The following is a 25,024-nucleotide window of genomic DNA, read 5'->3' on the forward strand; positions in this document are numbered from 1 at the left end:
AAACGACGGGGCCCGAGTGGTGGTGGCCACTATGCGGCCCCGGTCTGTAAAACGCTCAGATTCGCCCGGGCCAGCCAGTCACGCTCGGGGTTGTCGCCGGGCCGATAGAGAAGGCCGTCAAAGGTGCCCAGACCGCTGTCGGCGAGGGTGTCCACGGCAAGCACAATCTCCAGCGACTGATCAAAGGGAAAGTCATCGACGCGCGCCTCGAAGCGGCGGGCCCCCAGCAGCATGCCCTGTCGCGGCGTGCCGCCCTCGCGGGGCTGCAAAGTCGACCAGGCAGCCGAGGCCTGCGCCATCCACTCCAGGGCGATCTGCACCGGGACGCCGCGCTCGTCGGCAAAAAGATCCGTCGATGACGGGATGACGGCCACCACGATACGTTCGCCGTCGACGTCCACCACGTGGTCGAGCAGACACATCGGCCCCTGATGCGGGACCAGCGTGGCCACGGGCGGCCAGAGGCTCTGTTTGGCGCGGGACTCATCCATCGTGGCGCTCCAGCACCAGGGCGGCGTTGTTGCCGCCAAAGGCGAAGGCGTTGGACAGTGCCACGCGCGGCCGACCGGTCGTGTCCGCGCCGACCAGCGACAGCGGCATCAGCGTCTCATCCAGCGCTTGATCATGCACATGGCGGGGCAGAAAACCGTGTTCCAGCGCCAGCCAGCAAAAGGCGGCTTCAAGTGCACCGGCGGCGCCCAGGGTATGGCCGGTCAGCGCCTTGGTCGAACTGGCCGGCGGCGGATGCTCACCGAACACATCATGAAGGGCCAGCGCCTCCATGGCGTCGTTGTGCGTGGTGGCCGTGCCGTGCAGGTTTAGATAGTCGATGTCACCGGGGTCGCGGCCGGCCATGCTGAGTGCCTGACGAATGGCGGTAATGGCGCCCTGGCCATCCGGTGCCGGCGCCGAGATGTGGTGAGCATCCGAGCTTTCGCCGTAGCCGGTCAGCTGAACGCCGCCGGCCTCGCGGGTGACGATGAACAGCGCCGCGGCCTCGCCGATATTGATGCCGCGCCGGTCCCGCGTGAACGGCTGGCACGGCGCATCGCTGATCGCCCCCAGGGCGTCAAAGCCATGAACGGTCAGATTGCACAGGGTGTCGGCGCCGCCGGCAATCACGGCGTCCGCCTGCCCGGAGCGCAGCAGCCGGCGCGCCGCGCTCAGTGCCCGGGCGCCGGAACTGCAGGCCGTGGAGATGGTCCAGGCCGGCCCCGACAGCCCCAGATGATCGCGAATGAAATGCGCCGGCGCGCCGAGCTCCTGATGGGCGTAGCGATAGCGCTCGTCAAAGTCGTTGCCCGGTCCGGTGCGGGCAATGGCGGCTTCGGTTTCCGAGATCCCCGAGGTACTGGTGCCCATGACCACCGCGATACGGTGCGGTGCATGACGCGCCAGGGCCTCGTCAAGCTGTGGCCCGAGCGCCTTCAGCGCCGTGGCGATCAGCCGGTTGTTGCGGCTGGCGTGCTCGACGGGCCAGCGCTCCCCCGACACCAGCGCCGCCGTGACATCGCCCAGCGCCAGCATGCGCCCGGGCGTGTAGCGATCGCTGTCCGTAAGCCCGCGCCGGCCGGCGGTCAAGGCATCAACGATGGCGTCATGGTCGCCGCCGATGCTGCAGATCACGGCCGGCGAGGAGAGTCGACAGTAGGCGGCGGTCATGGTGTCTCTCCGGCACGGTCATCACCGAAGGGGGTGATGACCATGCGATAGCCGATCTGAAAGTCGGTCAGCACGTCATGGGCCCGGTCGGCGGGGTGGTCAATGGCGTCGATGCGCGCCACGAGCGTGTCGCCGTCGATAATCTCGCGCACCCGACCATGCTCAAAGCCCTGATCACGCACCTGCCAGTCACTGCCATGAAAGGCCTCGCGCAGTGCCGACTCGGGCCGCAGGCTCCACTCCAGACGCTGGGCAAACCACTTCGCCGGGAAGGGCGGCTTTTCCATGATCGACTGCGTATAGCGCGCGCCCTCGTCATCACGGATCAGGGTGAACAGGCGCTGGCCGGTGGGTGTGGCAATCACCACGCGCAGCCCCTCATCGGAGAGGCGAATGACGGCCAGTAGCGTCTGCTCGTTGCGGGCATCGTCAAAGGGCGTGATGGTCAGTTTGCGCTTGAGCGTTTGCGCCTCGCCCTGCCAGCCCGGGGCGGTCTGAGGCGCCATGGCGGGTACGCTGCAGCCTGCCAGCAGGGTCAGAATCAATAAAAGCGCACAGGGCCACAGGCGTCGTGGCAGAAAGGGCAGTGCTGTCATGCGGCGTGTCCACACAGTTGGGCCAGGGTATCGAGATGGCGACGCGGCTGGCTGACGAAGGGGTTGTCGTCATCCCAGGCGTAGCCTGCCAGTACGGCGCTGATCATGCGTCGCAGGTAGGCCGGCGGCTCGGGATGGAAAATGATGGCCGGCAGGCGGCCGTCATACCAGGCCTCCACGAAGGCGCGGAAGGTATCGATACCGTGGCGCAGCGGGCGCTCAAAATCCCCCTGCCAGTCCGCGTCACCGCCTTCAAGCTGCGCCCTGACCAGCGGCGTGGCCAGATAGGCCGAGCGCACCGCAATGGTGACGCCGGAGGAGAAGATAGGGTCGAGAAACTCGCCGGCGTTGCCGAGAATGGCGTAGCCCGGGCCGGCAAGGCTGGTAACGTTGCGGCTGTAGCCGCCCAGCGAGGCAATGGGGCGATGGGGATTTTCAACATCAAGCCAGCCATCAAGCTCGCTGAAGGCACCAAAGCAGGCCTGAAAGCCCGGCGCTTCATCCGTATCAGGCCCGGTCAGGTGTGCCAGTTCGTCAGGCGCGCCGACAAAGCCGGTCGAGGCGCGGCCGTTGGCAAAGGGAATGACCCAGTACCAGACGTTGGCACGACCGTGCAGCCCGATCTGGATCTTGGTGCGGTCAAACGCGTGCGTCTGGCAGGCATCCGGCTTGAGTGACAGATGGGTAAAAAGCGCCTGGCGCTGCGTCAGATGCGTCTCTTCCAGAGTGCCCTCAAGGCGCGCCAGCACCTGGGCCAGACCGCTGGCGTCCAGCACGAAGCGCGCCTTCAGGCGCCATTGCTGGCCCTGTTCATCGCAAATGGTCAGCGCCGGCGCGTGCCGGTCGCTATCAAAGGCCGTGACCCGCTGGCCAAAGCGCACCTCGGCGCCACGCGCACACGCCGCCTTGATCAGGCGCTGATCAAAGTCGGCGCGCTCGACCTGCCAGGCCTGCCCGGTGCCTTCGCTCGATTTGTCCTGAAAATCGATGTCGACCCGCTGCTCGCCGCGGACAAAGCGGGCGCCGTTTTTCATCTGATAGCCGGCGTCTTTGATCATGTCGGCAAGACCGGCGCGCTCGAGATCCATCAGGCACTGTGGCAACAGGCTTTCGCCGATGGAAAATCGCGGGAAGTGGGCCGCCTCGATCACGACGACGCGATGGCCGGCGGCGGCCAGCATGGCCGCCGCCACGGCGCCGGCCGGTCCGGCGCCGATCACGGCCACATCGGTGTCTTCCTCGGGCAGGTCGGCATCAAACGAGCGCGCTGCAGAAGAGGTCATGGAATCATTCATGGGCATTGTCATTGTCATGAGGGGTTGTTCGATCATGGGGCAGGCGGTGCTGCACCAGTGCCGTGAGCAGCCAGACGCTGGCCAGGCCGATCAGGGTCGTCATGCCGATGTGGTGCAGTACCGGCGTGGCACTGAAGGCCAGCAGGCCAAAGGCCAGCAGACTCGAGATGATCGACAGCGTGATCGCAAGCCAGGCGTGATGCGCTCTGGGATGTTCCTGCATGAAGATGCCGGCGTCCAGCCCGATACCCAGCACCAGCAACAGCGCCAGCTGATGGAACAGATTGAGCGGCACCCCCAGCAGGGCATAAAGCGTGAGCACGGTCAGGATGGCGCCACCGGCCGGGGCGATGACCCGCCAGGTGCGCCGTCGATAGCGCAGGGCCAGCATCAGGGTCAGCAGGACAAGAGCGCCGGCGACCCACTGGGCGATCTGGCGGCGCAGCTTGCCCAGCACCTCGCCGATCTGCTCGACCCGGTCGACCAGCTCGATGTGCTCATCGCTGCGCGCAAGGCTTGCCAGCTGCCGGCGTGCATGGTCATCGATGCCGCCGTTGAGCGTGATCATGCCGCCCACCTGCCCCCGGTCGATCTCGCCAAGCCACAGGCGCTGGTCGCTCTCGCCCAGCGGGCTTGCCAGCCATTGATCCAGCGTCAGGGCGGGCGAGTGTTCCAGCGCTTCCAGGGCGCGCTCGTAAAGCGCCGGCGGCAGGCCTGCCGAGGCATAGACCCGGTCGAGCTGCTGCTGATAAAGCCGGCGGGTTCGCTCAAGATTGGCACGCTGTCTCGCCCGGGAGGGCACGTGATCGGCCAGGCTGGTGTGGCCGCCCAGATGGTTTTCTTCGACCAGCCCATCCAGCATGGGATCGAGCGATTCGACGCGGCCGAGAAAGCCTTCGCTGTCGTGGGCGGTGATCAACAGATAGACGGTGCCGGTATCGCGGCCCAGCTCGCGCTGCACCAGCGCCTCATCGCCCAGCAGCTGCTGTGAGGAGGTATTGATCAAGCGCAGGCTGTCATCACCCTGCAGGCGCAGACCCGCAATGGCTGCGGCCACCAGTGCCAGTACCAGCGCCGTACGAGGGCCGAGTCGGCCACGCAGCCGGGTCAGCACCTGCCAGAGCCGTTCGGCCAGCTTCCGGGTGCCGGGGGTGGTGCGTACGCGCATCAGCGGCAGCCACAGCACCACCGTCAGCCAGGCCCCCACCAGCCCGCAGCCGGCAAAGACGGCCATCTGGCGCAGCCCCGGCATGGGTGTGAAGGCCTGGACCACATAGGCCATGACGCTGGTCACCAGCCCCAGCGCCAGCCCCGGCAGCATGCGGCGCAGGCGAAATTCGTGACCGGCGAGCGTGCGGGCGCACTGCAGGTGCAGCGCGTAATCGATCGCCACGCCGATCAGGCTGCTGCCAAAGGCAATGGTCAATAGATGGATGCCCTGAAACCACCACAGCGTCACGGCCAGGGCAAACACGCCACCGCTTGCCAGCGGCAGCAGCAGGGTGGCGATCGTGACCGGCGAGCGAAAGACCACCAGCAAAATCAACAGCACGCCGATCAGCGAGCCCAGGCCGATGGTGCTGATTTCGCTTCTGGCCTGATGGGCGCCGTCGGCGGCGTGAAAGACCATGCCGGAGCGCCACAGCTGCGCGTCGGGGTGCGCCCCCTGGAAGTCGTTGATGGCGTCGGTCAGGCGATCCTGCAGACCGGTGTCCCAAGCGTTGCCCGAAAGCTCGGCGGTCATGACCACCAGCGTTCGGCCGTCGACCTCGAGCGTGACCAGATCGCCCCGGGTGTCGAAACGGGTAGAGAGCTGACTATCGAGCCAGCGATTGAGCAGCCCGAAGGGGTCTCGCACCGGGTGCTGATCGATGCCGGTGGGCATGACCAAAGAGGCCAGCGCCTGCCGGCGCAGTTCGTCGCTATCACCGCTGTCGAGGGTTGCGCGCAGGTCATCACTGAGCAGCCGATAGCGCGAGGGGCCCAGCACCTCCAGCAGGCTGTCGAGCTGATAATCGCCCGGGCGATAGCGCAGCTCGCTGACCACGTCGGCACGCTTGAGAGCCTGCGCCAGGGCATCGGCGGCCTCGCCCGGCTGGTCAGCCGCCAGCAGCAGCACGAAACGGTGGGTAAAGGGGGCGCCAAGCTGGTCGTTGGCGCGATCGATCCCGGGGGACTGGTGGGTCTCGGGCAAAAGCGCCGTGATGCGCGTATCAAGACTCGCCCCGCGCAGCAGCTGGACGCTGCTGAAGGCCAGACAGGCCATCAGCACCAGACACCATAAAAGGGCCGGCAGGCGCGTTGCGCGCATCATGGTCAGGGTGCCTGCCGAGAGGGCGTATCGCCAGCAGGGCCGCCTTTTTCGGGGGGCAGCAGATGAATATTGAGCCGATCACCGTCGGCCATGGCCATGTTGACCTGCTCGAGGCGATCGTCGCCACGCATGTCGATGCTGTCGAGATAGCTCGCCAGACCCTGGTGGCGCGGCACCAGCGTGGCATGCCAGTCCGTTTGATCACCTTCAAGCGTGACCTCGAAGCGGTCCGACAGCGTCGAGAGCCGGCCGTTGAGCAGCTGCATGATCAGGGTGGCAACGCCTGCCGGGTCGTCGTCGATGCGCTCTCCGTTGCGCCGGATGCCGGCCTCGGAAAGCTCCATGGTCTCCGCCACCGGGGACTCCAGCGACCAGATCACGCGATCCCCCTGCTCGAAGCGATAGTGACCGCGACCGTCGATCTGCGTATCGAGATCGGCCAGATAGCGGGTCTGCTCGAAGCGACCGGCCACATCGCCCTGGGCGGCCAGATGGTCTGCCAGCGCCTCAAGGCTCATGGCCTGAGCCGACGCGGCGGCAAGCCACAGCGCAAGCGGGGCAATAGCAAGGGACAGTGATCGTAAGCGCGTGCGACAAGACATGTAACCTGAGCTCCTGGGCCGGCAGGACAGCGACTGTCCGTGAGTTAACGGGGTGGGCGTGCGTTTTGCTTTTCGGACTGCCAGAACGGGTAAAAGTTGAACCACTGTAGCGGATAACGACAGCAGAAATGTTCAAGACGCTCGACAAAGTGCGTCATGGTCTGCGCCATCCAGGCGTCACGTTCGCGACGCGACAGCTCGGCGGCATCGCCCAGCGACTCGAAGTGGACGTGATGCGTTTTGCCTTCGCGCGTGCAGAGCAGCAGATAGAGCGGACAGCGCAGCAGCATGGCGAGCCAGAAGGCACCTTCGGGAAAGGGTGCCGGGTGGCCGAGAAAATCGATCCAGCGCCGCCTGGCGCCGGTCTCGATGGGCTCGCGGTCGGCGGCAATGACCACAAAACCGCCCTCGGCCACGCGGGCCTGAAGTCGCTGGGCCGTGGCCGGCCCCATATCGCTGACCTCGATCATCTCCACCGGCATGGGGCGGTCAATGTTGGCAAACAGCGAATTGAATCGCCGGGCGTGCTGCGTGTGCATGACCACACTCATTTTCAGATCGCCCCGCAGCTGTCCCAGCGCCTGGCAGAGTTCGTGGCTGCCCAGATGGGTGACCACGATAATGCCGCCGCGGCCGGCCTCGATGGCGGCTCTGAGCGTGTCGCGCTGTTCGATATGGATGGCGCGGGGGTCGATGCGGCCGTGAAGCGCCAGCACCTTGTCCAGAATGGCCGTGCCAAAGGTCGTGAAGTGGCGCACGGTGGCCATGCGCGGCAGCGTCACCGACGGGCAGAAGGCCTTCAGGCGCTGCTGGTACTGACGCGAGGCGCGCCGGGCGATCGGCCGGCGCAACCAGTAATACAGGCCGACAAGAAAGAGCACGCCCTGATAGGCGCGCGCGCCGAAGCGGTCATAAATGGCCAGCATCAGGCGAATGCCCCCGAGCGAGCCGGATTCGCTGATGGCCGACCAGTGGCGTCTGCGTTGCGGTGATGTCATGAGTGGCTCTTGTGTCGCGCGTGGCGCAGGGATCGACAGCGTCTGTACAGCAGCTTCGGCAGGCGTATCAGCATGCCAAGCGTCAGGCGCAGATGCATGCGCGCCATCAAAACGTTGTCCCGAAACAGGCGAAAATGGGACACGCCGTCCGTTGGATAGGTGACCCGTACCGCCAGATTGTCGACCGGCTGGCCGGCCCAGAACCAGCGCACCAGCACCTCGGTATCAAACTCCATGCGATCACCACAGCCGTGGTGTGCCAGCAGGGCATTGACCGGGACCAGCGGGTAAAGGCGCACGCCGCACATGGTGTCACGCAGCGCGGTGGACAGCGTATTGCACCAGACCCACACATGGGTGATGTAGCGGCTGATAAAGCGGTGCAGCGGCACGCTGTGATCAAAGCGCGGATAGCCGATCAAAAGCCGTTCGGGATGTTGCCTGGCCGCCTCGATAAAGGGCGGCAGGCTCGATGGATCATGCTGGCCGTCGGCATCGACCTGCAGGGCGTGGGTAAACCCGAGTTCCCGGGCGTGAGCAAGGCCCAGGCGAACGGCGCGGCCCTTGCCGCCGTTGCGCGCCAGACGCAGCAGATGCACCCCGGGGGCCTGCGCCAGGCGCTCCAGCACCGCCGCGCAGGCAACGTGACTGCCGTCATCAATAAGCACGATGGGCAGGTCCAGGCAGGCCAGCCCTTCACAGGTCGTCACGATGGCCTGTTCATGGTTGTACACGGGCACCAGCACACAGACAGAAAACGCGACGCCGTCGCGAACATGGCTCATGACACTTCCCCGGCATCGGTGGCGGCGCCGAGCAGGCGCAGCTGCAGGTGCTGGCCGCGATGAGAGCTGACGCTCACGGTCAGGGCGTCATGCTGGCGACTCAGCGTCATGACGGCGCGATCACCGGGCAAAAGCGGGGCGGGAAAGCGCACGCGTCGCATGTCGCGCCACTGATCCGAACCCTTGAAAAGACGCTCGGCCTGCTGGCGGGCCCAGTGAATCAGGGCGATGCCGGGCACAATGGGTCGCCCCGGGAAGTGGCCTTCCAGCGCCGCCAGGCGCTCGGGAATTTCAAGCGTGATCCGGCGCTGATCAGGGGTTGGCGATTCAGTATCCAGCCAGCGTGGCTGGCGGCGATCATCGAGATCATCAAAGAGATGGCGTGCCATGGTCCGGGTGAGCTTGCCCTGGGCGTTGACCGGCAGCTGCTCTACAAAGCGCCAGAAACGCGGCAGTACCACGGGCTCGAAGGCATCGGCCAGATGCCGTCGCAGAGCGCTGATGAGCGCGCGTCGCGTGTCGTGGTCGTGGGCAATGGCATCTTGTGTCATGGCGATCACTGCGCCGATGCGCCCGCCCGAGTGGTCGATGGTCAGACAGCGCGCGGCCACTACGCCGGGGAAGGCCTCGATATGATGGGCCAGTCCCTCCAGCGATACACGCTTGCCACCCACCTTGACGATGCGATCGGCGCGACCGTGCAGGATGAAGCGCGTCGGGTGCTCATCGAGTAGATGAATGTGATCGGCCTGCTCATGCCAGCGTTCGGGCTCAGGCAGCCGGGCGGATCGCAGCAGCGTGCGTGCGCCGTCACATCGAAGCGCTACGTCATCAAGCGCCTGCCAGGTCGTGTCGTGACAGGGCCGGCGCCAGGCAATGGCGCCGCTTTCCGAACTGCCGTAGATCTCGATGAGCTCGCTGCCCATCAGCGTCTCCGCATGAGCAGCGGCGGCCTCATCAAGCGGTGCGGCGGCACTGAAAAGGCGCCCGGGCCTGCGGGGCGGCCTGTCGATCGCCGCTCCGGGCAGGCGGGAGAGCTGCGGCGGTGAGCTGATCAGGGCGCTGACCGGCACCTTCATGAGCCACTCGGCCAGCGTCTCCGGCCAGGTCACGATTTCAAGGCCGAAGGGGTGCGAGGTGGCAAGCGCGCGCAAAAGCCCGGCGGTCAGCCCCCAGGTGTGCTGATGGCTGACCTGACTGATCACGACGCCCTCGGCCAGCGGCCAGTGGCGCTCAAAGGCCGCAACTTCGGCTTCCAGCTGGCCCAGGGTGCGAAAGATGGGGGTGGGTTCGCCGCTGGAGCCGGAGGTGAACAGCACCACGGCGTCCTGATTGGGGGAAAGCTGGGGAATTGGTGCCTGCGCCGCCGCCGATGGTGACGGGGTTGGCCGAGCGCCCGGCAGCTCACCGAGCAGAACCAGATGGCGCCGGCGTAGCTGGGCCACGGTCTCGGGCAGGGCGTCGCCGGGCAGCCAGACCCGGCGTCCGGCGTGCCACAGACCCAGCAGTGCCGCGGTAAAGCGCCAGGGGTCGCTGTCATACAGCGCCACTTCCTGATCCGGTGGCAGGGGCAGATTGGCCCAGGCCCTGATGGCCTCACACAGCTCGCCGCGGGTGCGTCTTTGCTGGCCTGAACAGGCCACGATGTCGGTGGCCTCGCCTGACAGCCACGGGCAGCGCGTCAGCGAGGGCGCAGAGAGAGGGTAAGCGCTCATGCGTTCACCGCCCGGCGCCGGACACGCTGGCGCACCAGCCACTCACCCGCCATCAAAAGGGCCGCCAGGGCGTAGCTGATGGCGCCGGTATAGTATTGCCAGACGTGAAGCGGCGCCCACAGCGCCAGCGCCAGGGCCGCCAGGGCATTGAGGCTCATGAAGATACCCCACATCCAGGTGACCCGGCGGGTATAGCGCACGCCTTCGGGAGGCAGGTCGGGTTCCGACAGGCGGGCCAGCCGCTCGATGAGGGGCGTGGAGCGAAGACTGGTCAGAAAGATCAGTGCCAGCGAAACATTGATGATGACCGGGTAAAGACGCACGCCCAGCTCCGCACGGCCGCTCAGCAAAAGTGCCAGCAGCATCAAAAGCACCAGCGTCCAGCGGATGCGATGCGCTCCCGCCAGCCAGTGGGCGCCTGCCTGCACCATGAAGGTGACCAGCAGAGCCTGAACGCCCCAGAGTGGCAAAACGATCCACAGGGCGGCCGGAAACACCACCATCGACAGTGGTGATGACCAGGGACGTGTACCGGGGCGCCCGGCAGGCATGGCTCCCATCAGGCACCTCAGTCGTTGCGACGCTCGGCAACCAGCGCGCTGAGTTGCCTGAGGCTTGCAAAGTGCTCGCGGTTTTCCTCGGCGTCGCTGTCCAGACGAATGCCGTAGCGCTTTTGCAGCGCCAGCCCCAGTTCCAGGGCATCGATGGAATCAAGCCCCAGCCCTTCGCCGAACAAATAGGCTTCAGGGTCGATATCGTCTGCCGTAATGTCTTCAAGCTCCAGCGCTTCGATGATCATGTTGGCGACATCGCGCTCAAGTTCGGTCAATGCTGTATCGGCCATGTGACGTTCTCCAGAATCCTTGTTGTCGTGTCCGAACAGACGAGTACGCCGCTGGGCCATCGTCTGCCCCGCCCGGGGGCGGCATATGATGCCAGAACCGGACAGGCTTTGGGGCGCTAACCGGTAAGCGGGGCGCGCTCATCGCTGATGGCCTGCCAGCAAAGGGGCGGGACACGCGTTGTCAGCTCGCCCTGTTCCGTCAGCCAGTCCGTCAGCCGCGGCGGCGTCACGACCGGCACCTGCGTGGCGGGCGTGTCAAGGCATCTGGCCTGCAGGCGCACGGCGTCGGGTGCGGGCGACAGCGACAGCTCCATCAGCATCGCAGAGGGGCGCTGCGGCGCCTGGTCCCGGATGCGATAGCGCTCGGGCACCGGCGAGTCGGTCAGAATCAGCATGACGCTGTCGCATCCCTCCGCCAGATAGCCCCGGGCCTCGCTCAAAAGCGCCTCGAACTCCTCACCGGCGGCGGCCAGCGCGGCCATCGAGGCGTGATTGTCAAAGGCGATCGAGTAGACGCCCAGCACGGCGTTGTGGACCGAAAGCCCGAATCGGGCCGGCGAAAGCGGCTCGCCTTCGAACAGGGTGTCGAGCATGTCCAGCGGGCGGTGGCCGTCGCCGTGGCGCGAGGCATGCAGCACCGGCACGGCCGGGCGCTCATGGGCGGCCATCTCGCCAAGAAGCGTACACACGGCGCGCCCCAGCGGGGTCAGGCGCCGTCGCAGCAGGGCCGGCACGCTGGCGGCCGGCGGCTTGTCATCGGTGATGACACAGGCCGGTACCTCCAGGCCGGCACGCTCGGGAAGCCAGGCGCGCCAGCGATGAAGATAGAGCGTAGGTAGTGCGGTATCAGCATGGGATAAGCAGTCCATGCGAGCCTCCCGAAAAATGACATCTGATTGTAAGCGGCAGGCGTGGATTCATAAACCGGGAGTATGACAAACATCCCGAACGATCGTGGCGATGCCGTCGGGACGACGATCGCCACAATGGCATGGCAGCGTCTGCCCAAAACAGGTGTGATATCCCTTGATTCAGGCCTTGTAAGGCTTATACGGAGTTTTGAATGGCGCTTTCCACAGACGATCGCAATCGCCGACGCTTCATGCGTCGCGCCCTGACCCTGCTGCCTGTTGCCGGCATGGCGGGTGCTCTTGCAACCCCGGAGCGGGCTCAGGCCAGCGAGTCGCGTGAGCGATCCGAAGCGCTCGACATGACCGCGCGCAACAATATTCTTTACTGGGGCGCCGACCCGACCGGTAAAAGCGACAGCTCGGCGGCCTTTGTGCGCGCTGCGCGCTCCAGCATCGTCAACAGCCTTTATGTACCGCCGGGTCGCTATGCCATCGGGCAGACGGTCGATCTTGGCGGCAAGAATCTTGTCGGGCCCGGTCGGCAGCGCTTCAGAAATGAGGGCCACGCCATTTTGATGCCGTTTCACTCGCTGGGTGATGGCGTCATGTTTACCAACCACGGCCCGGTGGTACGCGATCTCAACTTCTCCAGCGGCCACAAGGGGCGCTGGAAGGGCACCTTTATCGACAGCACCGGGTACAACACCGTTGTTGAAAACGTCCATTTCGCCTCCGCCGAGATCGCCATCCGGGTGCGAGAGATTCTGGTCAACTACAGCCTGGTGCGCTGTACCTTCATCGGTGTGACCACCGGCGTGCAGGTCGATGACGAAAAGGGCAGCAACTCCACGACGGCACGCTTTGTCGGCAACGAGTTCAACTATTCCGACAATGCGATCATTTTCAAAAAAAATGTCTACGGGGCGACCTTTCAGGACAACATCTTCGAGGCCCTGAAAGGGGACGCCATTCGTGCCCGGCTGATCTATCGCTCCAGCTTTATCGGTAACTGGTGGGAGGGTCGCAACGGCGGCGAGTCTCCATGGCCGTGCGTGCGCACGACCGAAAGCCAGCAGTTCATGAACTGCTTCGCCTCGTCCAATACCTGCGTGTATGGCTGGACCAACGTCTTCAAGGACGACTCGCACAGCGGCGGTATGGGAGGCGTGTCGCTGGATGGCGGCGAGGTCGTGGTTCGCAATTCCACCGGCAACGCGCTGCGATTGTCCCCGAGTTCACTGCGCGCCGAGGCGGATGAATGGAAGCCGGCCACGCCGCTGGTAATCCAGTCGAGTCACTCTGCGAAAACCCGTCAGACCAATCCGATCGTGTTGCGCCACAGCGGCCCCGATGGCGCGGTGGTATTTGATACCGATCGGGACACCAAAAACAGGGGCGTTTGGGATGGCAAGCTGCGCTTTGCCTCTCAGGTCGATAGTGATGACAAGTTGTTGTATGACGACTATCGCGTCAATCGTGGCCGCCCGGGTGTGATCGGCGAGACGTCACTGGTGGATAAAAAGGGTGAGGTGCGCCACGCCCTGACCGGCATCGCGCAGTACGTCAAATGGCGCAAGGGCGGCGGCCCGGGCTGTGACTTCTTCAGTCGCTGTGAAGCCGTGGATAAGGGAAAGGTCGAGTTCTCCTTCCCTGACGGTGAGGTGGAGCTGCGCGACCCGATCATCACGGTAACGGTCGAGGATGCCGGTATCGTCCATGACGGCATCGAGTACCTCTCGGCCTATTCCGGCTCTTCCAAATATCAGGCCTGGAAAGGGTTTCGGGTCCGCTTTGTCGATCGCAAGAGCGGCCAGCCGGCACTGCCCGAAAGCTTCAGTCTGTCGATCTTCCATCCGGGCTGAGCAGCGTCGCTAGGCGCTTTCTCCGACCGCCGCCGGTCGGGGCTTTTGACGGCGCTCGGGCAGGGCGCCCGGGCGCAGCCGGCGCGAGAGCCCATCCACCCCCATATTGATCACGGCCGTCACCATCAAAAGGGCGACGGCCTGATCAAACATCAGATACTCAAAGCTTGAGTCGATGTGAAAGCCCAGGGTGACCACGCCCAGCATCCCCAGAAGCGCCGTCTCGCGCATGATGACCTCGGCCCGATAGAACAAAAGCGCCAGCATGCCGGGATAGATGCGCGGCAGCAGCTCGTGGCTGTAGAGATTGACGCCGCGAATACCGGGCAGACCCGGTGTTATGTCGTCGGCATGGCGGGCGGCCAGAAAGGCAATCAGCGCGCCGTTGTGCAGCGACAGCGCAATCCATGCCGGCAGCAGTGATGGGCCGGTCAGCAACAGCAGGATAAAGGCCAGCAAAAGCTCCGGCGTCGAGCGCATGACGATCAGGGCGCCCCGCCCCGCGGTACGTGTGGCACGGTTGCCGAAATGACGGCTGACCAGCGGCCACGCCAGCAGAGCCACCAGCAGCGAGCCCACGGTGCTCATCAGTCCCAAAAGCAGGGTGTTGCCGATGGCGGGCAGCAGCGCCGGCAGGCCGGCAAACCAGCCCGGCAGTGCGGCGATATCGCCACTTAAAAGCGGCGGCGGCCAGATGTCGTGACTGACAAACTGCCACAAAAGGGTCGGGTTGACGCTGGGCCAGGGGCCGAGCAAAAAGGCCGTGCCCAGCAGCCAGGGCAGCAGCAGGCGACGGTGCGCCCACCAGGGAAGCGTGGCGATCAGCAGATAAAAGGCCCACAGCAGCGCCCCTCCTTCATGATAGCGGCCTTGGCGAAAGGCGCTTTCCAGATGGTAGCCAAGCGTGGGCAGTCCCACGAATCCCAGCAGCACACTGGCGCGCAGGGCGCATTCAAAGCGATAGCGCGTGTAGCCGGACAGACGCTGCCAGGCCAGCGGCAGCTCGGTATAGACAAAGCGGGAGAGCCGGTCGGTATCAGGCGACAGCGTTCGCGCCGGCCCGCGATCGATCTCGGCCAGGATCTCGGCATAGACCTTGGCAAAGGTGGCCGCATAGGGCAGGGCGATGGCCACCAGTGCCGTCACGGCAGACAGCCCGAACACCTGAAGAAACAGCAGCGCCCAGAAAAGCTCATGGATGGCCCGCACGAAAGCGCACAGGGTGCGTACCAGTCGTGAGCGCATGAAGATCAATGCCAGCGGAAATCCGAGCACCACGCCCAGCACCACGCCCCACAGGGCAAAGGTAATGGTCAGCAGCAGCGCCTGCAGCGGGGATTCGGTGGCCGTAATGTCCGGCAGAATCAGTCCCTTGAGCATGCGCCCCAGCTCGGCCCATGGGTCGCGCGTGGTGATCGACAGGTCGGCCAGCGGCAGCAGCACGGTCATGACGGCCACCATCATTAGTGTCAGGCGTAAAAGCCGGGCACCAAGATTGTCGCCGCGAAGCCAGCCAAACCAGCCGGCGGGGGCCTCAGTCCGTGACATACAGCACGTCAAGATCGTCCGATGTCAGTTCACAGGAGAGGGCATCGATGGTAATGCGGCCATCATCCAGCCCGATAATGCGATCAAAGTGTGCCAGTGCCAGCTCGCGCTGATGCAGGGCCACCACGCAGGTGTGATGACGCGCCTTGATCAGCTCGAGCAGTCGAACGCCCTGGCGCGGATCGACGCTTGAAACCGGCTCGTCGCCGATGAAAACGGGTCGCTTTTGATACAGGGCGCGGGCGATCGCTACGCGCTGTTGCTGGCCGCCGGAGAGCTGATCGACCTGGCGGCGCAGCAGGCCGTCAAGCCCGAGTGTCCCGGCAAGCTCGCTGATCTCCTGCCAGCAGGCCCGGTCGGGACGCAGCAGGTTGATGAGGTTTTGCCAGCGCGAAAAATGGGCCAGACGGCCCATATAGATGTTGTGATAGGCCGAGAGCGTGGGCACCAGCGCATTGGCCTGCGGGCACCAGGCGCTCTGGTCGCCGAGCTGAACGCGCAGGGCGTCCAGCAGAGTCGATTTCCCCACCCCGCTGCGTCCCAGCAGGGCGATACGCTCGCCCTGTGAGATGTGCAGTGTCAGGTCGGGAAAGACAACATTCTGGCCGTGCCCCAGCCTTTCATGGTCAAACCCTGCAAGTGCGGCGAAGGTGCCGGGGCCGGCAGTAGCAGTGTCCAGCATGGCCTTATCGCAGCAGCCCCAGCTCCTGGCCGACCTGCTCGATGGGCGCATAGTCCTCATTGGAGGCCGGAATGAACCCTTCACGCGGGAAGCTGGACAGAAGGTCAGGGTCGGTCATGTCCAGCAGGGCCTGGCGAACGTGGGCCGTGGCGTCGTCACCGTAGTGCTCATCAACATCACCGCGGATGGTCCACTGATAGTCCGGATAGCTCGGCGTGGCCCAGATCACGTGCACCTTGTCGGTGTCCACGCGGCCATCGGCCACGGCGGCGTCCCAGACGGTGTAATTGAGCGCACCGACATCAAAGGCACCCGATTCGACCAGGGCCATGGTACGGGTATGATCGCCCGAGTAGCCCACGCGGGAGAAGATGTCTTCAGGCGCCTTGTCAAAGCGCTCGCGCAGATAGTAGTCGGGCATCAATCGTCCGGAGGTCGAGGTCTTGGCGCCGAAGGTAAAGGTCTTGCCTTCCAGAGCATCCGGCAGCTCCGACTGATCTGCCTCAAGCCCGGTATCGGCATTGGCAATGAAATACGTCTCGAATTCGGCGTCTTCCTTGCCCTGGGCAATGGCCTGCGAGCCGGGTACAAACTGACGCGCCTGTACGCCGGTCAGGCCGCCAAACCAGGCCAGTTGAACCTGATCGTTGCGAAAGGCGCTGACGGCGGCCGCGTAGGACTTGACCGGAACGTACTCGACATCCAGACCCGTTTTCTTGGAAAGATAGTCGGCCACCTTGTCAAAACGCTCGACCAGCCTTGATTCGTCTTCGTCGGGAATGGCCGTGAAACGAAAGGTGTCGGCGAATGCCGTGGTGCTGAGCATGGCAAGGGAGAGGGCAACGAGACTGCGCATCGGGGAAACTCCTCAGAAGCGTCGAGTGGGGTTGAGAGGGCATGCTAGCACGCTCTGGCGCTTATATACGTCACTGCTGATATTTTTGTATGCCGCCGGCACTGCCATGACCATGAGAAAGCCCCTTCTCATATGAGAAGGGGCTGGTCTGCAGGCATCGGGGTGATCAGCTGCCGATGTTTTTGAGCGCCTTGCCACTCATCAGGTTCTTTTCGATCTTCTCAAGCGAGATGCCCTTGGTTTCGGGGATCAGCAGCAGCGTGAAGATGATAAAGACCACGTTGAGTACCGAGAGAATGCCGAATGTCATGGCGCCGCCGATGGCGGCAATCATGACCGGGAAGAACTGGCCGATGGCGAAGTTGCCCACCCAGTTGGCAACCGTTGAGCAGCTCAGGCCGAAGTCACGGCCGTTGAGCGGCTGGATCTCGGCGCACAGGGTCCAGATCAGCGGGCCTGCCGACATCGCAAAGCCAGCGACGAAGATCAGCAGTGAGGCCATGCCGGTGTACTGCAAAAAGGTGGTGGTCGGGCCAATGACCAGAATGGAGGCCAGAATGGCCATGCTGGCAGCCATGACGGTAAAGCCGGCGTAGAGGATCGGCTTGCGGCCCAGACGATCCACGAAGCCGATGGCAATGAAGGTGGCCAGCACGTTGACCAGACCGGTAGCGACCGTGCTCCAGAGCTGGGCGGCGGTGCCTTCAAAGCCTGACATCTGAAAGATCTGCGGGGCGAAGTACATGATGGCGTTCATACCGGTGAACTGCTGAACCAGCTGCAGACAGATGCCCAGCATCACCGAACGACGGAAATTGGGATTTTCCTTGAACATCTGAAAGCCGCGGCTTTTCTGCTCGGCGTTGATGCTCTCCTCGATTTCGCCCATTTCGTAGTCGATTTCGACCTTGCTGCTGCGCAGTCTGGTAAGTACTTCACGAGCTTCCTCAAAGCGGTCTCGCGAGGCGAGCCAGCGCGGGCTGTTGGGCACCATGAGCACCCCGATAAACAGCATGGCGGCCGGAATCATTAAAACGCCGAACATCCAGCGCCAGCTTTCGATGTAGCTAAAGGCCAGGTTCGAAACAAAAGCGGCCAGAATGCCGATGGTCACCATCAACTGATAAAAGGAGATGGTGGTACCGCGAATGCGTTCGGGGGCGACCTCGGAAAGATACAGCGGGGCCGTAAAGGAGGCTACGCCTACGGCCAGGCCCAGCAGAATGCGGGCGATGACCAGAATGTGCGGGCTGGTCGACATGACGGCCACCATGGCACCGACAAAAAACAAAAGCGAGCTGTACATCAGCGCCTTTTTGCGGCCAAAGCGCTGGGAAACGGCGCCGGCGCCCATCGCACCCAGCGCGGCTCCGACCATCATGGAGCTGACAATCCAGCCCTCCATCAGCGTGGAGATGTGAAACTCGTTGACGATAAAGGGCAGGGCGCCCGAAATGACGCCGATATCCATGCCGAACAGCAGGCCGGCCAGAGCGGCCAGGCCGCAGCTCAGCCATACCATGGGCACGATATCGGCATTTATGACCGCGTCCGGCTTGTCCTGACCCTGTTGTGCAGCGCCTGAGCTGCCCCCTGAGTGACCTACCATGTCATTTCCTTATACAGCCATGATGAAAGTGAAGTGCTTAATCGTGTCAGCCATAAACTACCAGCGCCGATGCCTGTGTACTGCGCCATTATGGGCATTTGCTGTCACATGCAGAGAGCAGGGTTCTCTGAAGCGAACCGTTTCGGAAAAACCGGAGAAATGGTGACCGATGGGTAGCGGATGGCGCCGAGAATCGTACGCACCATAATAAAATTGTTAAGGTAGGGTAAGGCTAGTGAGTGCCATGACGTATTAGACCAAAGGCTTATGATTTGGGCGTTTATGGGCGGGTCATGGCAATCAATACGTTGTGAAAATCTCATCCCCAAGGCAAAAGAGTACTGATATCATTGTGGCCTCATGCAGCCTCGATGCCGCCGAACTATCCTGTCAAATGACGCATGATCAGGGTCGCGCGCAGCCATGCCTGTGCCAACGGTCTGCCCGCCATGCCGGATACTGGTTCGACAGTGTTCATACCCTCAGGGGCAGACAATGGGGCTGCTACCTGCTGCCCTGATGGAAGAAGCAATGTGTTGCGAGGATGATGTGCTGATGTCTAACGTTGTCGGAAATCTACCAAACCGGGAAGGGAGCACGGCATGAGTGTGAAAGACGACAACAGTACTGCTGTCGATCTGGCGCTTTTCGGTGCGCTGGGCGATCTGGCCCTGCGCAAGCTGTATGTTGCGCTCTACCATCTGGATCGCGAAGCGCTGATGGCGCCCGAGACCCGTATTCTGGGTCTGGCGCGTCAGGAATACGACAAGGATGCCTTCCGTGCGCGCGTGCGCGATGCACTGGAAACCCGCGTACGCCCCGATGAGCGTACCGAGGAGAGCATGAATCGGTTTCTGGCGCGGCTGGACTATATCGAAATCGATTTTGCCTCTCCCGAAAGCTACAACCAGATTGCCCGGTGGCACGACAACAGTCCGAGACCGCTGACCATCTATCTGTCGGTGCCGGCGCGTCTTTACGGTGATATCTGCGCTAACCTGTCGACAAGCGGCTGTCTGGATGACGAATCCCGCGTGGTGGTCGAAAAGCCGATCGGCTATTCGCTTCAGACCTCCGAGCAGATCAACGACGCCATCGGCGCCGTGTTTGACGAAAGCCGGATCTATCGCATCGACCACTATCTGGGCAAGGAAACGGTTCAAAATCTGCTGGCCCTGCGTTTTGCCAATCCGCTGTTCGGCAGTCAGTGGAATCAAAGCCATATCTCGCATGTCGAGATTACCGTGGCAGAAACGGTCGGCATTGAAGGGCGCTGGGGCTATTTCGATCAGGCCGGCCAGCTGCGCGACATGGTCCAGAACCATCTGATGCAGCTTTTGTGCATGATCGCCATGGACCCGCCTTCCAATCTCGATGCGGACAGCATTCGCGATGAAAAGGTCAAGGTGCTCAAGGCGCTGCGCCCGTTTGAAGGCGAGCGTCTGGACACCGATGTAGTCAGGGGCCAGTACATCGCCGGTACCATTGCCGGCAAGTCGGTGCCGGGCTATCTCGAGGAGGAGGGCGCCAACGTCGACTCGCGCACCGAAACCTTTGTGGCCTTCAAAACCGAGATTCAGAACTGGCGCTGGGCAGGCGTGCCCTTTTATCTGCGCACCGGCAAGCGCATGCCGGAAAAGCTCTCGCAGATCGTGATTCACTTCCGCCCGCAGTCGCACTACATCTTTGATAACGACCAGCGCAGCATGGCGGCCAACAAGCTGATCATCCGGCTGCAGCCCGACGAGGGCATTGCGCTGCAGGTGCTGACCAAGGACAGCGGGCTGGACAAGGGCATGCGTCTGCGTACCGGACCACTACATCTGGACTTTCACCAGGCCTTCCCCTCGGCGCGTATTCCCGACGCCTACGAGCGGTTGCTGCTTGAGGTCATGAAGGGGCAACAGTATCTGTTCGTGCGCCGTGACGAGATCGAATACTCCTGGCGCTGGATCGATCAGCTGATTCAGGGCTGGGAGGCGCGCGACATCATGCCCAAGCGCTATCCGGCAGGCTCGTGGGGCCCGGTTTCCTCCATTGGCATGATCACCCAGGACGGACGAAGCTGGTATGAAGACTACTGAAGCAGATGACGCGCGAACGCGTCTGGCACACGATCTGGCCGTCAGCATTGCCGGCGCGCTCAGGGAAGACCTTGAACACCAGGAGCGGGTGACGCTGGTCCTTTCGGGCGGCAGCACGCCGAAACCGTTCATGCAGGCGCTGAGCGCCCTTGAGCTGCCGTGGTCCCGGGTAGACATTACGCTGGCCGATGAGCGGTGGGTGCCGACCGACCACGATGACAGCAACGATCGCTTCGTGCGCACCCATATGCTGATCAACGCCGCAGCCCAGGCCCGTTTCCATCCGCTTGTCAATGACGAAAAGACGCCCGAAGATGGGGCAGAAGACGTCGGTCAGCGCCTTGCGGCGCTGACCTGGCCTGCCAGCGTGGTGGTACTGGGCATGGGCGGCGACGGCCATACGGCCTCGCTTTTCCCGGACAGTGAGCAGCTTGCCGAGGGGCTGGAAAGCGAGGCGCTGGTGATTGCCGCTCATGCGCCAAGCGTTGGCCAGCCGCGAATCTCTCTGACGCGCGATCGCCTCATGCGCTCGCGCCGTCGCTATCTGCATCTCAACGGGGCCGACAAAAAGACCGTGCTGGCCAGCGCCATGGCCGGAAGCGATCGCAATGAACTGCCGATTCGGGCTTTTCTTGATGCGCCGCTGGCACTTTACTGGGCGCCATGACACGATAAACCATGTCCCGGCGACTCAGGCAGTGCCGGGCAAACAAACAGAGCCGAATCGAGAATGATGATCCTCGATTCGTTTAGTGCGGCGTATACCGCCGGGGTGATGATCAGGAGGCCTCATGGCATCGGACAAGCAGCTACCGTCCACACGTACGACCGAAATTGACAGCATCTGTCAGCGGACCACGGTAATTCCGGTGCTGACCATTCATCGCATCGAGGATGCCGTGCCGTTGTGTCGCGCGCTTTATGAGGGTGGCCTGACCGTACTGGAGATCACCCTGCGAACGGACTGCGCCATGGAAGCGTTGTATCGGCTGCGTGATGAACTGCCCGAAGCCAGCATTGGCGCCGGTACGGTGCTGACGCCTGCCCAGTATCGCCGCGCAGAAGACGCCGGCGTGGATTTTGTGGTCACACCCGGCACGACCGATCGCCTGTATGAGTACGGTATCCAGAGCCCGGTGCCGCTGCTGCCGGGCATCGCAACCGCGACCGAGCTTCTGACCGGCTGGCAGTACGGCTATCGTCGCTTCAAGTTCTTCCCGGCTGAAGCCAGCGGCGGTGTCGCTGCGCTCAAGGCGCTGGCAGGCCCGCTGGGCGATGTTCAGTTCTGCCCGACCGGTGGCATTACGCCTGACAATGCGGAAAACTATCTAAGGCTTCGCAACGTTATGTGCGTGGGCGGGACATGGATAGCGCCAAAGGAATTGATTGAAAACGAGGACTGGGACGGCATCCGCGCCATCGCTCGTGAGACCGTTGCCACCATCAAGCACTGAGTAATGCATTAATCGAATTATCAGACGACAGGGCATAAACAACCTGTCGCTACCGACTCTCTCGGCAGCCTCGGCTGTTGTTTTGCCCGTCTCGTTTTGAGGCGGGCTTTTTTTTGGCGCTGCTTCAGAAATCGTGTCAGAGATTGGGTGCGGCTCGCCCAATCGGTAGTCCTGCCTGCGGTGCCACCGGTATCGATGCCGGAAGGCGCGCAGGAAAACAAAAGGGCTGCCCGCTCGAAAGCGGACAGCCCTTGAGCGTCCTGACGCAAGGCGTCAGGGGACGCGACAGGCGCGAACCGCTTCCAGCAACGCGAACCACTCCGGCCGGCTCAGCGTCAGGCCGGCATCGTGGGCCAGTGTCTGAAGTCGTGCAGGCCGAAGCGTGCCCACAACCGCCCTGGGTCGGCCCGGGATGGTGTTGAGCCAGGCCAGCGCAACGCCGGCAGGGCTGACCTGGTGGGTGTCAGCCATCGTTTTGAGCACCTGACCCAGCTGGTTTTCAAAGATGCGCCCGCCCCACAGTGGGGAACCGGCCAGACCCGACATGTTGTCGCGCAGCAGGCTGTCCCACATGCCATCAAAAAGCATCTGGCTGCGAGCGATCGACATCTCCATTTGCTGACAGGCCAGCGGTGTCTTCATGGCGGCCTGTAGATGGCGCCACTGGGCGGGCAGGAAGTTGGCCACGCCAATCCGGCGCGCCCGACCGCTGTCGATAATGGCGTCCAGCGCCTTTCCGGTGGCTTCCACATCCATCAGCGGATCGGGGCGCATGAGCATGAGGGTGTTGAGCTGCTCCAGGCCCAGCTGCTTCAGCGCGCGATCCACGACCTCATCAAGATACTCGGGGCGCGTGTCGTAATACTTGGCGCCAAAGGGGTCGTCGTTGCGCCGTGCCGGAATCACGCCAACGCCCATGTCGAACTGCAGCTGTCGGGCGGACTCGCCCGACAGTTGCCGGATGGCCTGTCCCAGCAGGGCTTCCTGATCCCTTTCGAGATCGCTGTGATCAAATTCACAGAGCCCTTCTTCAAGGCGCTGCTCAAACCAGGCGGCCACGGCCTCGGGCGTTTTCAGGCTGTCGTAATACGGCAGCTGACGCAGACCGATCACGAAGGGCGCAACATTCGTGCTCATCAGCGTTATTCCTGGGCCGGGGATTCAGGGCTTATGTGCATCGACAGGACGTGCTGCGCCCCGGGGGCGAGCCAGACCGGATCCAGACGGGTACATGCCGGCTCGATGCAGAGAAAGTTCAGGCGTTCACGATCAGGGATGTCGCTCGGCAGCTTATCACCCGGATGCCAGACCACGGTCGAGTCGCTGCCCTGCTTGGCAATTCTCAAACGCCTTTGGCCGTCGTCCAGCACCAGCGGTCGGCTGGAGTGATGAATGCGATCCAGCGCCCCGCGAATGCCCAGCACGCCGGTCTGTTCTGCCTCGGCGTAGTCGGCCAGCTTGTCGAGATAGCGCGCCCCGCCCAGCCCCTCGATGCGGCACTGATGGGTGTCCGGGACGGCGAAATAGGCGTGCAGCGCCTGGGTCAGACGTATCGGCGTTTCGCCGATGTGCTCGGTGACAAGCTCCATGGCCAGACGCTGCGCGTTGGCGTGAATGACCAGCCGGGGCGCGAGCATGTCATGCAGCTTCGTTTCGGGCGACAGGTGAATTTCCACACCGCCTTCCACATCCTCGTCGACGGCGTCGATGCGCCAGTCGGCCGTACGGGCCAGCCCGTGCATCGGCCCCTGGCCATCGTCGGGCTCGCCAAACCAGGGCCAGCACAGTGGCACGCCGCCGCGAAGCGCCTCCGGCGGCGCCTTGGGCGTGGACGTGGTCCAGAGCCAGCCGCGCTCACCGGCCGGGGCATAGTGCAGCAGGTGACCGCCGTGGCGGGAGAGAATCAGCTGGCCCCAGTCATCGTTGATGACCAGCAGCGAACGCCCCTGCCAGGTGGCATCACGCTGCCCCTGAGTGGAGGACAAAAGCTCGCTTAGTGCATCCGGGATCATGTCACCTCCTCGTTGTGGAGTGCTTCGGCCGCGCCCAGCAGTCCGGTCCATTTGGCGGTCACGACCCAGGTCGCGATATCGGCATTGTAGGGGCTCATGCGTCCCTTGTCGGCAAAGGCCTTGCGAAAATCGCTGATCCGGAGCACATCGAGGATGCGTGGCAGGATCCCGCCGCACAGATAAACACCGCCGCGGGCACCCAGCGTCAGGGCGGCGTCGCCGGTGGCATCGCCGAGAATCTTGCAAAAGCGCAGTACGGCCTGATGGGCGACGTGATCCTTTTCACTGCGGGCGGCTTCGGTCACGCATGCCGGCGTTTCAAGGCGGCAGCCATGACCTTCGAACTCACACATGGCCGTGTAGATATCCAGAAGGCCCTGGCCGCACAGAACGCGCTCGATCGAGACGCGACCATAGCGTCCACGAAACCACTGCAGCAGACGAATCTCGAAGTCATCGACCGGGGCGAAACTGGCATGGCCGCCTTCGGCCGACAGCGGGATCCAGAAACGCTGACTCGGTGCCAGGCCGGCCAGCCCCAGGCCGGTGCCCGGGCCGATCACCAGTCGGGCGCGTCCGGCTTCGCTGTGGCCGTTGCCCAGGTTGACCAGATCCTCGTCGGGAATATGGGGCAGTCCCAGCGCCATGGCGGTAAAATCGTTGATGACCTTGAAGTTGTCCAGGCCAAGACTCTGTTTCATGGCGTTTTTGGAAAAACGCCATGGATTGTTGGTCATCTTGATTTCGTCATCGTGTACCGGGCAGGCAAAGGCCAGACAGGCCTCGATCGGCCGCTCACCATCGACACTGGCAAGATAGGCATTGACCGCGTCATCAAGGTTGGCGTGATCGGCACAGGCCAGCGTCTGGATATCATGCAGATCGAAGGCGCCGGGGGTCACCAGGGCGAAGCGGGCGTTGGTGCCACCGATATCGCCGACCAGGGCGGGGCGTGTCATGGCGAATGGTACTCCTGAGGTTCTATAAGTCTTTGAAACATGTCCTGCTCATCGCTATCGCCAGAATATCAGTCATTGTGGCAACACGCTGGCGAGGGGGCATACAGGATAAAGCATGTCACACAGGCAGGACTTTACCGGGTTGCGCCTGGTTTGACACGATTCATCCATTTTGTGGCCGTTGTCGACGACAGGGCTTTTATAAGCTCTGCCGCCTCAGGCAGGGGCCGGGTCACTCAAAGACGATGGGCTCTGGCGTAATTCGTTGTCCCGGGCCAGACTTGTCCGGGCATCAC

At 63.4% G+C, this 25,024-nt stretch carries 23 protein-coding genes; 4 read left to right on the forward strand and 19 right to left on the reverse strand.

What is annotated here, in order from left to right:
• Nucleotides 1-29: 29 nt before the first annotated feature.
• From ACXMYO_RS01490 to ACXMYO_RS01545, 12 genes are all read right to left on the reverse strand, one after another.
• Nucleotides 30-491 carry an ApeP family dehydratase gene (locus ACXMYO_RS01490; protein ID WP_457807586.1) on the reverse strand — a complete coding sequence of 154 codons (462 nt, stop codon included), beginning with the start codon at nt 489-491 and terminating at the stop codon, nt 30-32.
• Nucleotides 484-1,662: a beta-ketoacyl-ACP synthase gene (locus tag ACXMYO_RS01495; protein WP_457807587.1), complete on the reverse strand. Its 1,179-nt coding sequence runs from the start codon at nt 1,660-1,662 to the stop codon at nt 484-486. Before ACXMYO_RS01495 ends, ACXMYO_RS01490 begins: the two co-directional genes overlap by 8 nt.
• Complete coding sequence (locus ACXMYO_RS01500; RefSeq protein ID WP_457807588.1) at nt 1,659-2,258, reverse strand: DUF3261 domain-containing protein; 600 nt, start codon at nt 2,256-2,258, stop codon at nt 1,659-1,661. The genes ACXMYO_RS01495 and ACXMYO_RS01500 overlap by 4 nt, the downstream gene beginning before the upstream one ends.
• Nucleotides 2,255-3,541: an NAD(P)/FAD-dependent oxidoreductase gene (locus tag ACXMYO_RS01505; RefSeq protein WP_457807589.1), complete on the reverse strand. Its 1,287-nt coding sequence runs from the start codon at nt 3,539-3,541 to the stop codon at nt 2,255-2,257. Before ACXMYO_RS01505 ends, ACXMYO_RS01500 begins: the two co-directional genes overlap by 4 nt.
• A gap of 4 nt (nt 3,542-3,545) precedes the next feature.
• Nucleotides 3,546-5,867: an MMPL family transporter gene (locus ACXMYO_RS01510; protein WP_457807590.1), complete on the reverse strand. Its 2,322-nt coding sequence runs from the start codon at nt 5,865-5,867 to the stop codon at nt 3,546-3,548.
• A 2-nt stretch (nt 5,868-5,869) separates the two neighbouring features.
• Nucleotides 5,870-6,469: an outer membrane lipoprotein carrier protein LolA gene (locus tag ACXMYO_RS01515; RefSeq protein ID WP_457807591.1), complete on the reverse strand. Its 600-nt coding sequence runs from the start codon at nt 6,467-6,469 to the stop codon at nt 5,870-5,872.
• Between the two features lie 44 nt (nt 6,470-6,513).
• Nucleotides 6,514-7,467: an LpxL/LpxP family acyltransferase gene (locus tag ACXMYO_RS01520; RefSeq protein ID WP_438766316.1), complete on the reverse strand. Its 954-nt coding sequence runs from the start codon at nt 7,465-7,467 to the stop codon at nt 6,514-6,516.
• A complete protein-coding gene (locus ACXMYO_RS01525) occupies nt 7,464-8,252 on the reverse strand; it encodes a glycosyltransferase family 2 protein (protein ID WP_457807592.1) in 789 nt (262 codons plus the stop codon). Before ACXMYO_RS01525 ends, ACXMYO_RS01520 begins: the two co-directional genes overlap by 4 nt.
• Nucleotides 8,249-9,967, reverse strand: coding sequence for an AMP-binding protein (locus ACXMYO_RS01530; RefSeq protein WP_457807593.1), 1,719 nt, complete (start codon nt 9,965-9,967; stop codon nt 8,249-8,251). The genes ACXMYO_RS01525 and ACXMYO_RS01530 overlap by 4 nt, the downstream gene beginning before the upstream one ends.
• On the reverse strand, nt 9,964-10,527 hold the full coding sequence (locus ACXMYO_RS01535) for a hypothetical protein (protein ID WP_457807594.1): 564 nt from the start codon (nt 10,525-10,527) through the stop codon (nt 9,964-9,966). Before ACXMYO_RS01535 ends, ACXMYO_RS01530 begins: the two co-directional genes overlap by 4 nt.
• A gap of 8 nt (nt 10,528-10,535) precedes the next feature.
• Entirely contained in the window at nt 10,536-10,811 is a 276-nt protein-coding gene (locus ACXMYO_RS01540; RefSeq protein ID WP_438766320.1) for a phosphopantetheine-binding protein, read from the reverse strand.
• A 116-nt stretch (nt 10,812-10,927) separates the two neighbouring features.
• A complete protein-coding gene (locus tag ACXMYO_RS01545) occupies nt 10,928-11,680 on the reverse strand; it encodes a beta-ketoacyl synthase chain length factor (RefSeq protein WP_457807595.1) in 753 nt (250 codons plus the stop codon).
• Between the two features lie 194 nt (nt 11,681-11,874).
• Here ACXMYO_RS01545 and ACXMYO_RS01550 point away from each other — a divergent pair, with 194 nt between their 5' ends.
• Nucleotides 11,875-13,524 carry a hypothetical protein gene (locus ACXMYO_RS01550; RefSeq protein WP_438766323.1) on the forward strand — a complete coding sequence of 550 codons (1,650 nt, stop codon included), beginning with the start codon at nt 11,875-11,877 and terminating at the stop codon, nt 13,522-13,524.
• A 9-nt stretch (nt 13,525-13,533) separates the two neighbouring features.
• On the opposite strand, the gene ACXMYO_RS01555 is transcribed toward ACXMYO_RS01550, so the two are convergent.
• The 4 genes from ACXMYO_RS01555 to ACXMYO_RS01570 form a co-directional block, all read right to left on the reverse strand.
• Complete coding sequence (locus ACXMYO_RS01555; RefSeq protein WP_438766324.1) at nt 13,534-15,072, reverse strand: PhnE/PtxC family ABC transporter permease; 1,539 nt, start codon at nt 15,070-15,072, stop codon at nt 13,534-13,536.
• Nucleotides 15,059-15,754 carry an ATP-binding cassette domain-containing protein gene (locus ACXMYO_RS01560; protein WP_457807596.1) on the reverse strand — a complete coding sequence of 232 codons (696 nt, stop codon included), beginning with the start codon at nt 15,752-15,754 and terminating at the stop codon, nt 15,059-15,061. The genes ACXMYO_RS01555 and ACXMYO_RS01560 overlap by 14 nt, the downstream gene beginning before the upstream one ends.
• Before the next feature lie 4 nt (nt 15,755-15,758).
• On the reverse strand, nt 15,759-16,610 hold the full coding sequence (locus ACXMYO_RS01565; RefSeq protein ID WP_457807597.1) for a putative selenate ABC transporter substrate-binding protein: 852 nt from the start codon (nt 16,608-16,610) through the stop codon (nt 15,759-15,761).
• A 166-nt stretch (nt 16,611-16,776) separates the two neighbouring features.
• Nucleotides 16,777-18,219 carry a sugar porter family MFS transporter gene (locus tag ACXMYO_RS01570; protein ID WP_457807598.1) on the reverse strand — a complete coding sequence of 481 codons (1,443 nt, stop codon included), beginning with the start codon at nt 18,217-18,219 and terminating at the stop codon, nt 16,777-16,779.
• 602 nt (nt 18,220-18,821) lie between these two features.
• On the opposite strand from ACXMYO_RS01570, the gene zwf reads away from it, so the two are divergent.
• The 3 genes from zwf (at nt 18,822) to ACXMYO_RS01585 (ending at nt 21,757) form a co-directional block, all read left to right on the forward strand.
• On the forward strand, nt 18,822-20,303 hold the full coding sequence (zwf, locus tag ACXMYO_RS01575) for a glucose-6-phosphate dehydrogenase (RefSeq protein ID WP_438766329.1): 1,482 nt from the start codon (nt 18,822-18,824) through the stop codon (nt 20,301-20,303).
• Complete coding sequence (gene pgl / locus ACXMYO_RS01580) at nt 20,290-20,970, forward strand: 6-phosphogluconolactonase (RefSeq protein ID WP_457807599.1); 681 nt, start codon at nt 20,290-20,292, stop codon at nt 20,968-20,970. The genes zwf and pgl overlap by 14 nt, the downstream gene beginning before the upstream one ends.
• Nucleotides 20,971-21,094: 124 nt before the next feature.
• The gene (locus tag ACXMYO_RS01585; protein ID WP_438766331.1) at nt 21,095-21,757 is read left to right on the forward strand and encodes a bifunctional 4-hydroxy-2-oxoglutarate aldolase/2-dehydro-3-deoxy-phosphogluconate aldolase; all 663 of its coding nucleotides are present in this window, start codon (nt 21,095-21,097) and stop codon (nt 21,755-21,757) included.
• 273 nt (nt 21,758-22,030) lie between these two features.
• On the opposite strand, the gene ACXMYO_RS01590 is transcribed toward ACXMYO_RS01585, so the two are convergent.
• The 3 genes from ACXMYO_RS01590 to glk are packed head-to-tail and all read right to left on the reverse strand — an operon-like array spanning nt 22,031 to nt 24,728.
• Nucleotides 22,031-22,894: an aldo/keto reductase gene (locus ACXMYO_RS01590; protein WP_438766332.1), complete on the reverse strand. Its 864-nt coding sequence runs from the start codon at nt 22,892-22,894 to the stop codon at nt 22,031-22,033.
• Nucleotides 22,895-22,899: 5 nt separating this feature from the next.
• Entirely contained in the window at nt 22,900-23,769 is an 870-nt protein-coding gene (locus tag ACXMYO_RS01595) for an aldose epimerase family protein (RefSeq protein ID WP_438766334.1), read from the reverse strand.
• Complete coding sequence (gene glk / locus ACXMYO_RS01600) at nt 23,766-24,728, reverse strand: glucokinase (protein ID WP_457807600.1); 963 nt, start codon at nt 24,726-24,728, stop codon at nt 23,766-23,768. Before glk ends, ACXMYO_RS01595 begins: the two co-directional genes overlap by 4 nt.
• Nucleotides 24,729-25,024: the final 296 nt, after the last annotated feature.

This window comes from Kushneria sp. EE4 (genome assembly GCF_977968315.1).

Coding starts and splice junctions, on each gene's coding strand:
- ACXMYO_RS01490 (WP_457807586.1), bottom strand. CDS start 491: ATGGATGAGTCCCGCGCCAAACAGAGCCTCTGGCCGCCCGTGGCCACG.
- ACXMYO_RS01495 (WP_457807587.1), bottom strand. CDS start 1,662: ATGACCGCCGCCTACTGTCGACTCTCCTCGCCGGCCGTGATCTGCAGC.
- ACXMYO_RS01500 (WP_457807588.1), bottom strand. CDS start 2,258: ATGACAGCACTGCCCTTTCTGCCACGACGCCTGTGGCCCTGTGCGCTT.
- ACXMYO_RS01505 (WP_457807589.1), bottom strand. CDS start 3,541: ATGACCTCTTCTGCAGCGCGCTCGTTTGATGCCGACCTGCCCGAGGAA.
- ACXMYO_RS01510 (WP_457807590.1), bottom strand. CDS start 5,867: ATGATGCGCGCAACGCGCCTGCCGGCCCTTTTATGGTGTCTGGTGCTG.
- ACXMYO_RS01515 (WP_457807591.1), bottom strand. CDS start 6,469: ATGTCTTGTCGCACGCGCTTACGATCACTGTCCCTTGCTATTGCCCCG.
- ACXMYO_RS01520 (WP_438766316.1), bottom strand. CDS start 7,467: ATGACATCACCGCAACGCAGACGCCACTGGTCGGCCATCAGCGAATCC.
- ACXMYO_RS01525 (WP_457807592.1), bottom strand. CDS start 8,252: ATGAGCCATGTTCGCGACGGCGTCGCGTTTTCTGTCTGTGTGCTGGTG.
- ACXMYO_RS01530 (WP_457807593.1), bottom strand. CDS start 9,967: ATGAGCGCTTACCCTCTCTCTGCGCCCTCGCTGACGCGCTGCCCGTGG.
- ACXMYO_RS01535 (WP_457807594.1), bottom strand. CDS start 10,527: ATGGGAGCCATGCCTGCCGGGCGCCCCGGTACACGTCCCTGGTCATCA.
- ACXMYO_RS01540 (WP_438766320.1), bottom strand. CDS start 10,811: ATGGCCGATACAGCATTGACCGAACTTGAGCGCGATGTCGCCAACATG.
- ACXMYO_RS01545 (WP_457807595.1), bottom strand. CDS start 11,680: ATGGACTGCTTATCCCATGCTGATACCGCACTACCTACGCTCTATCTT.
- ACXMYO_RS01550 (WP_438766323.1), top strand. CDS start 11,875: ATGGCGCTTTCCACAGACGATCGCAATCGCCGACGCTTCATGCGTCGC.
- ACXMYO_RS01555 (WP_438766324.1), bottom strand. CDS start 15,072: ATGTCACGGACTGAGGCCCCCGCCGGCTGGTTTGGCTGGCTTCGCGGC.
- ACXMYO_RS01560 (WP_457807596.1), bottom strand. CDS start 15,754: ATGCTGGACACTGCTACTGCCGGCCCCGGCACCTTCGCCGCACTTGCA.
- ACXMYO_RS01565 (WP_457807597.1), bottom strand. CDS start 16,610: ATGCGCAGTCTCGTTGCCCTCTCCCTTGCCATGCTCAGCACCACGGCA.
- ACXMYO_RS01570 (WP_457807598.1), bottom strand. CDS start 18,219: ATGGTAGGTCACTCAGGGGGCAGCTCAGGCGCTGCACAACAGGGTCAG.
- zwf (WP_438766329.1), top strand. CDS start 18,822: ATGAGTGTGAAAGACGACAACAGTACTGCTGTCGATCTGGCGCTTTTC.
- pgl (WP_457807599.1), top strand. CDS start 20,290: ATGAAGACTACTGAAGCAGATGACGCGCGAACGCGTCTGGCACACGAT.
- ACXMYO_RS01585 (WP_438766331.1), top strand. CDS start 21,095: ATGGCATCGGACAAGCAGCTACCGTCCACACGTACGACCGAAATTGAC.
- ACXMYO_RS01590 (WP_438766332.1), bottom strand. CDS start 22,894: ATGAGCACGAATGTTGCGCCCTTCGTGATCGGTCTGCGTCAGCTGCCG.
- ACXMYO_RS01595 (WP_438766334.1), bottom strand. CDS start 23,769: ATGATCCCGGATGCACTAAGCGAGCTTTTGTCCTCCACTCAGGGGCAG.
- glk (WP_457807600.1), bottom strand. CDS start 24,728: ATGACACGCCCCGCCCTGGTCGGCGATATCGGTGGCACCAACGCCCGC.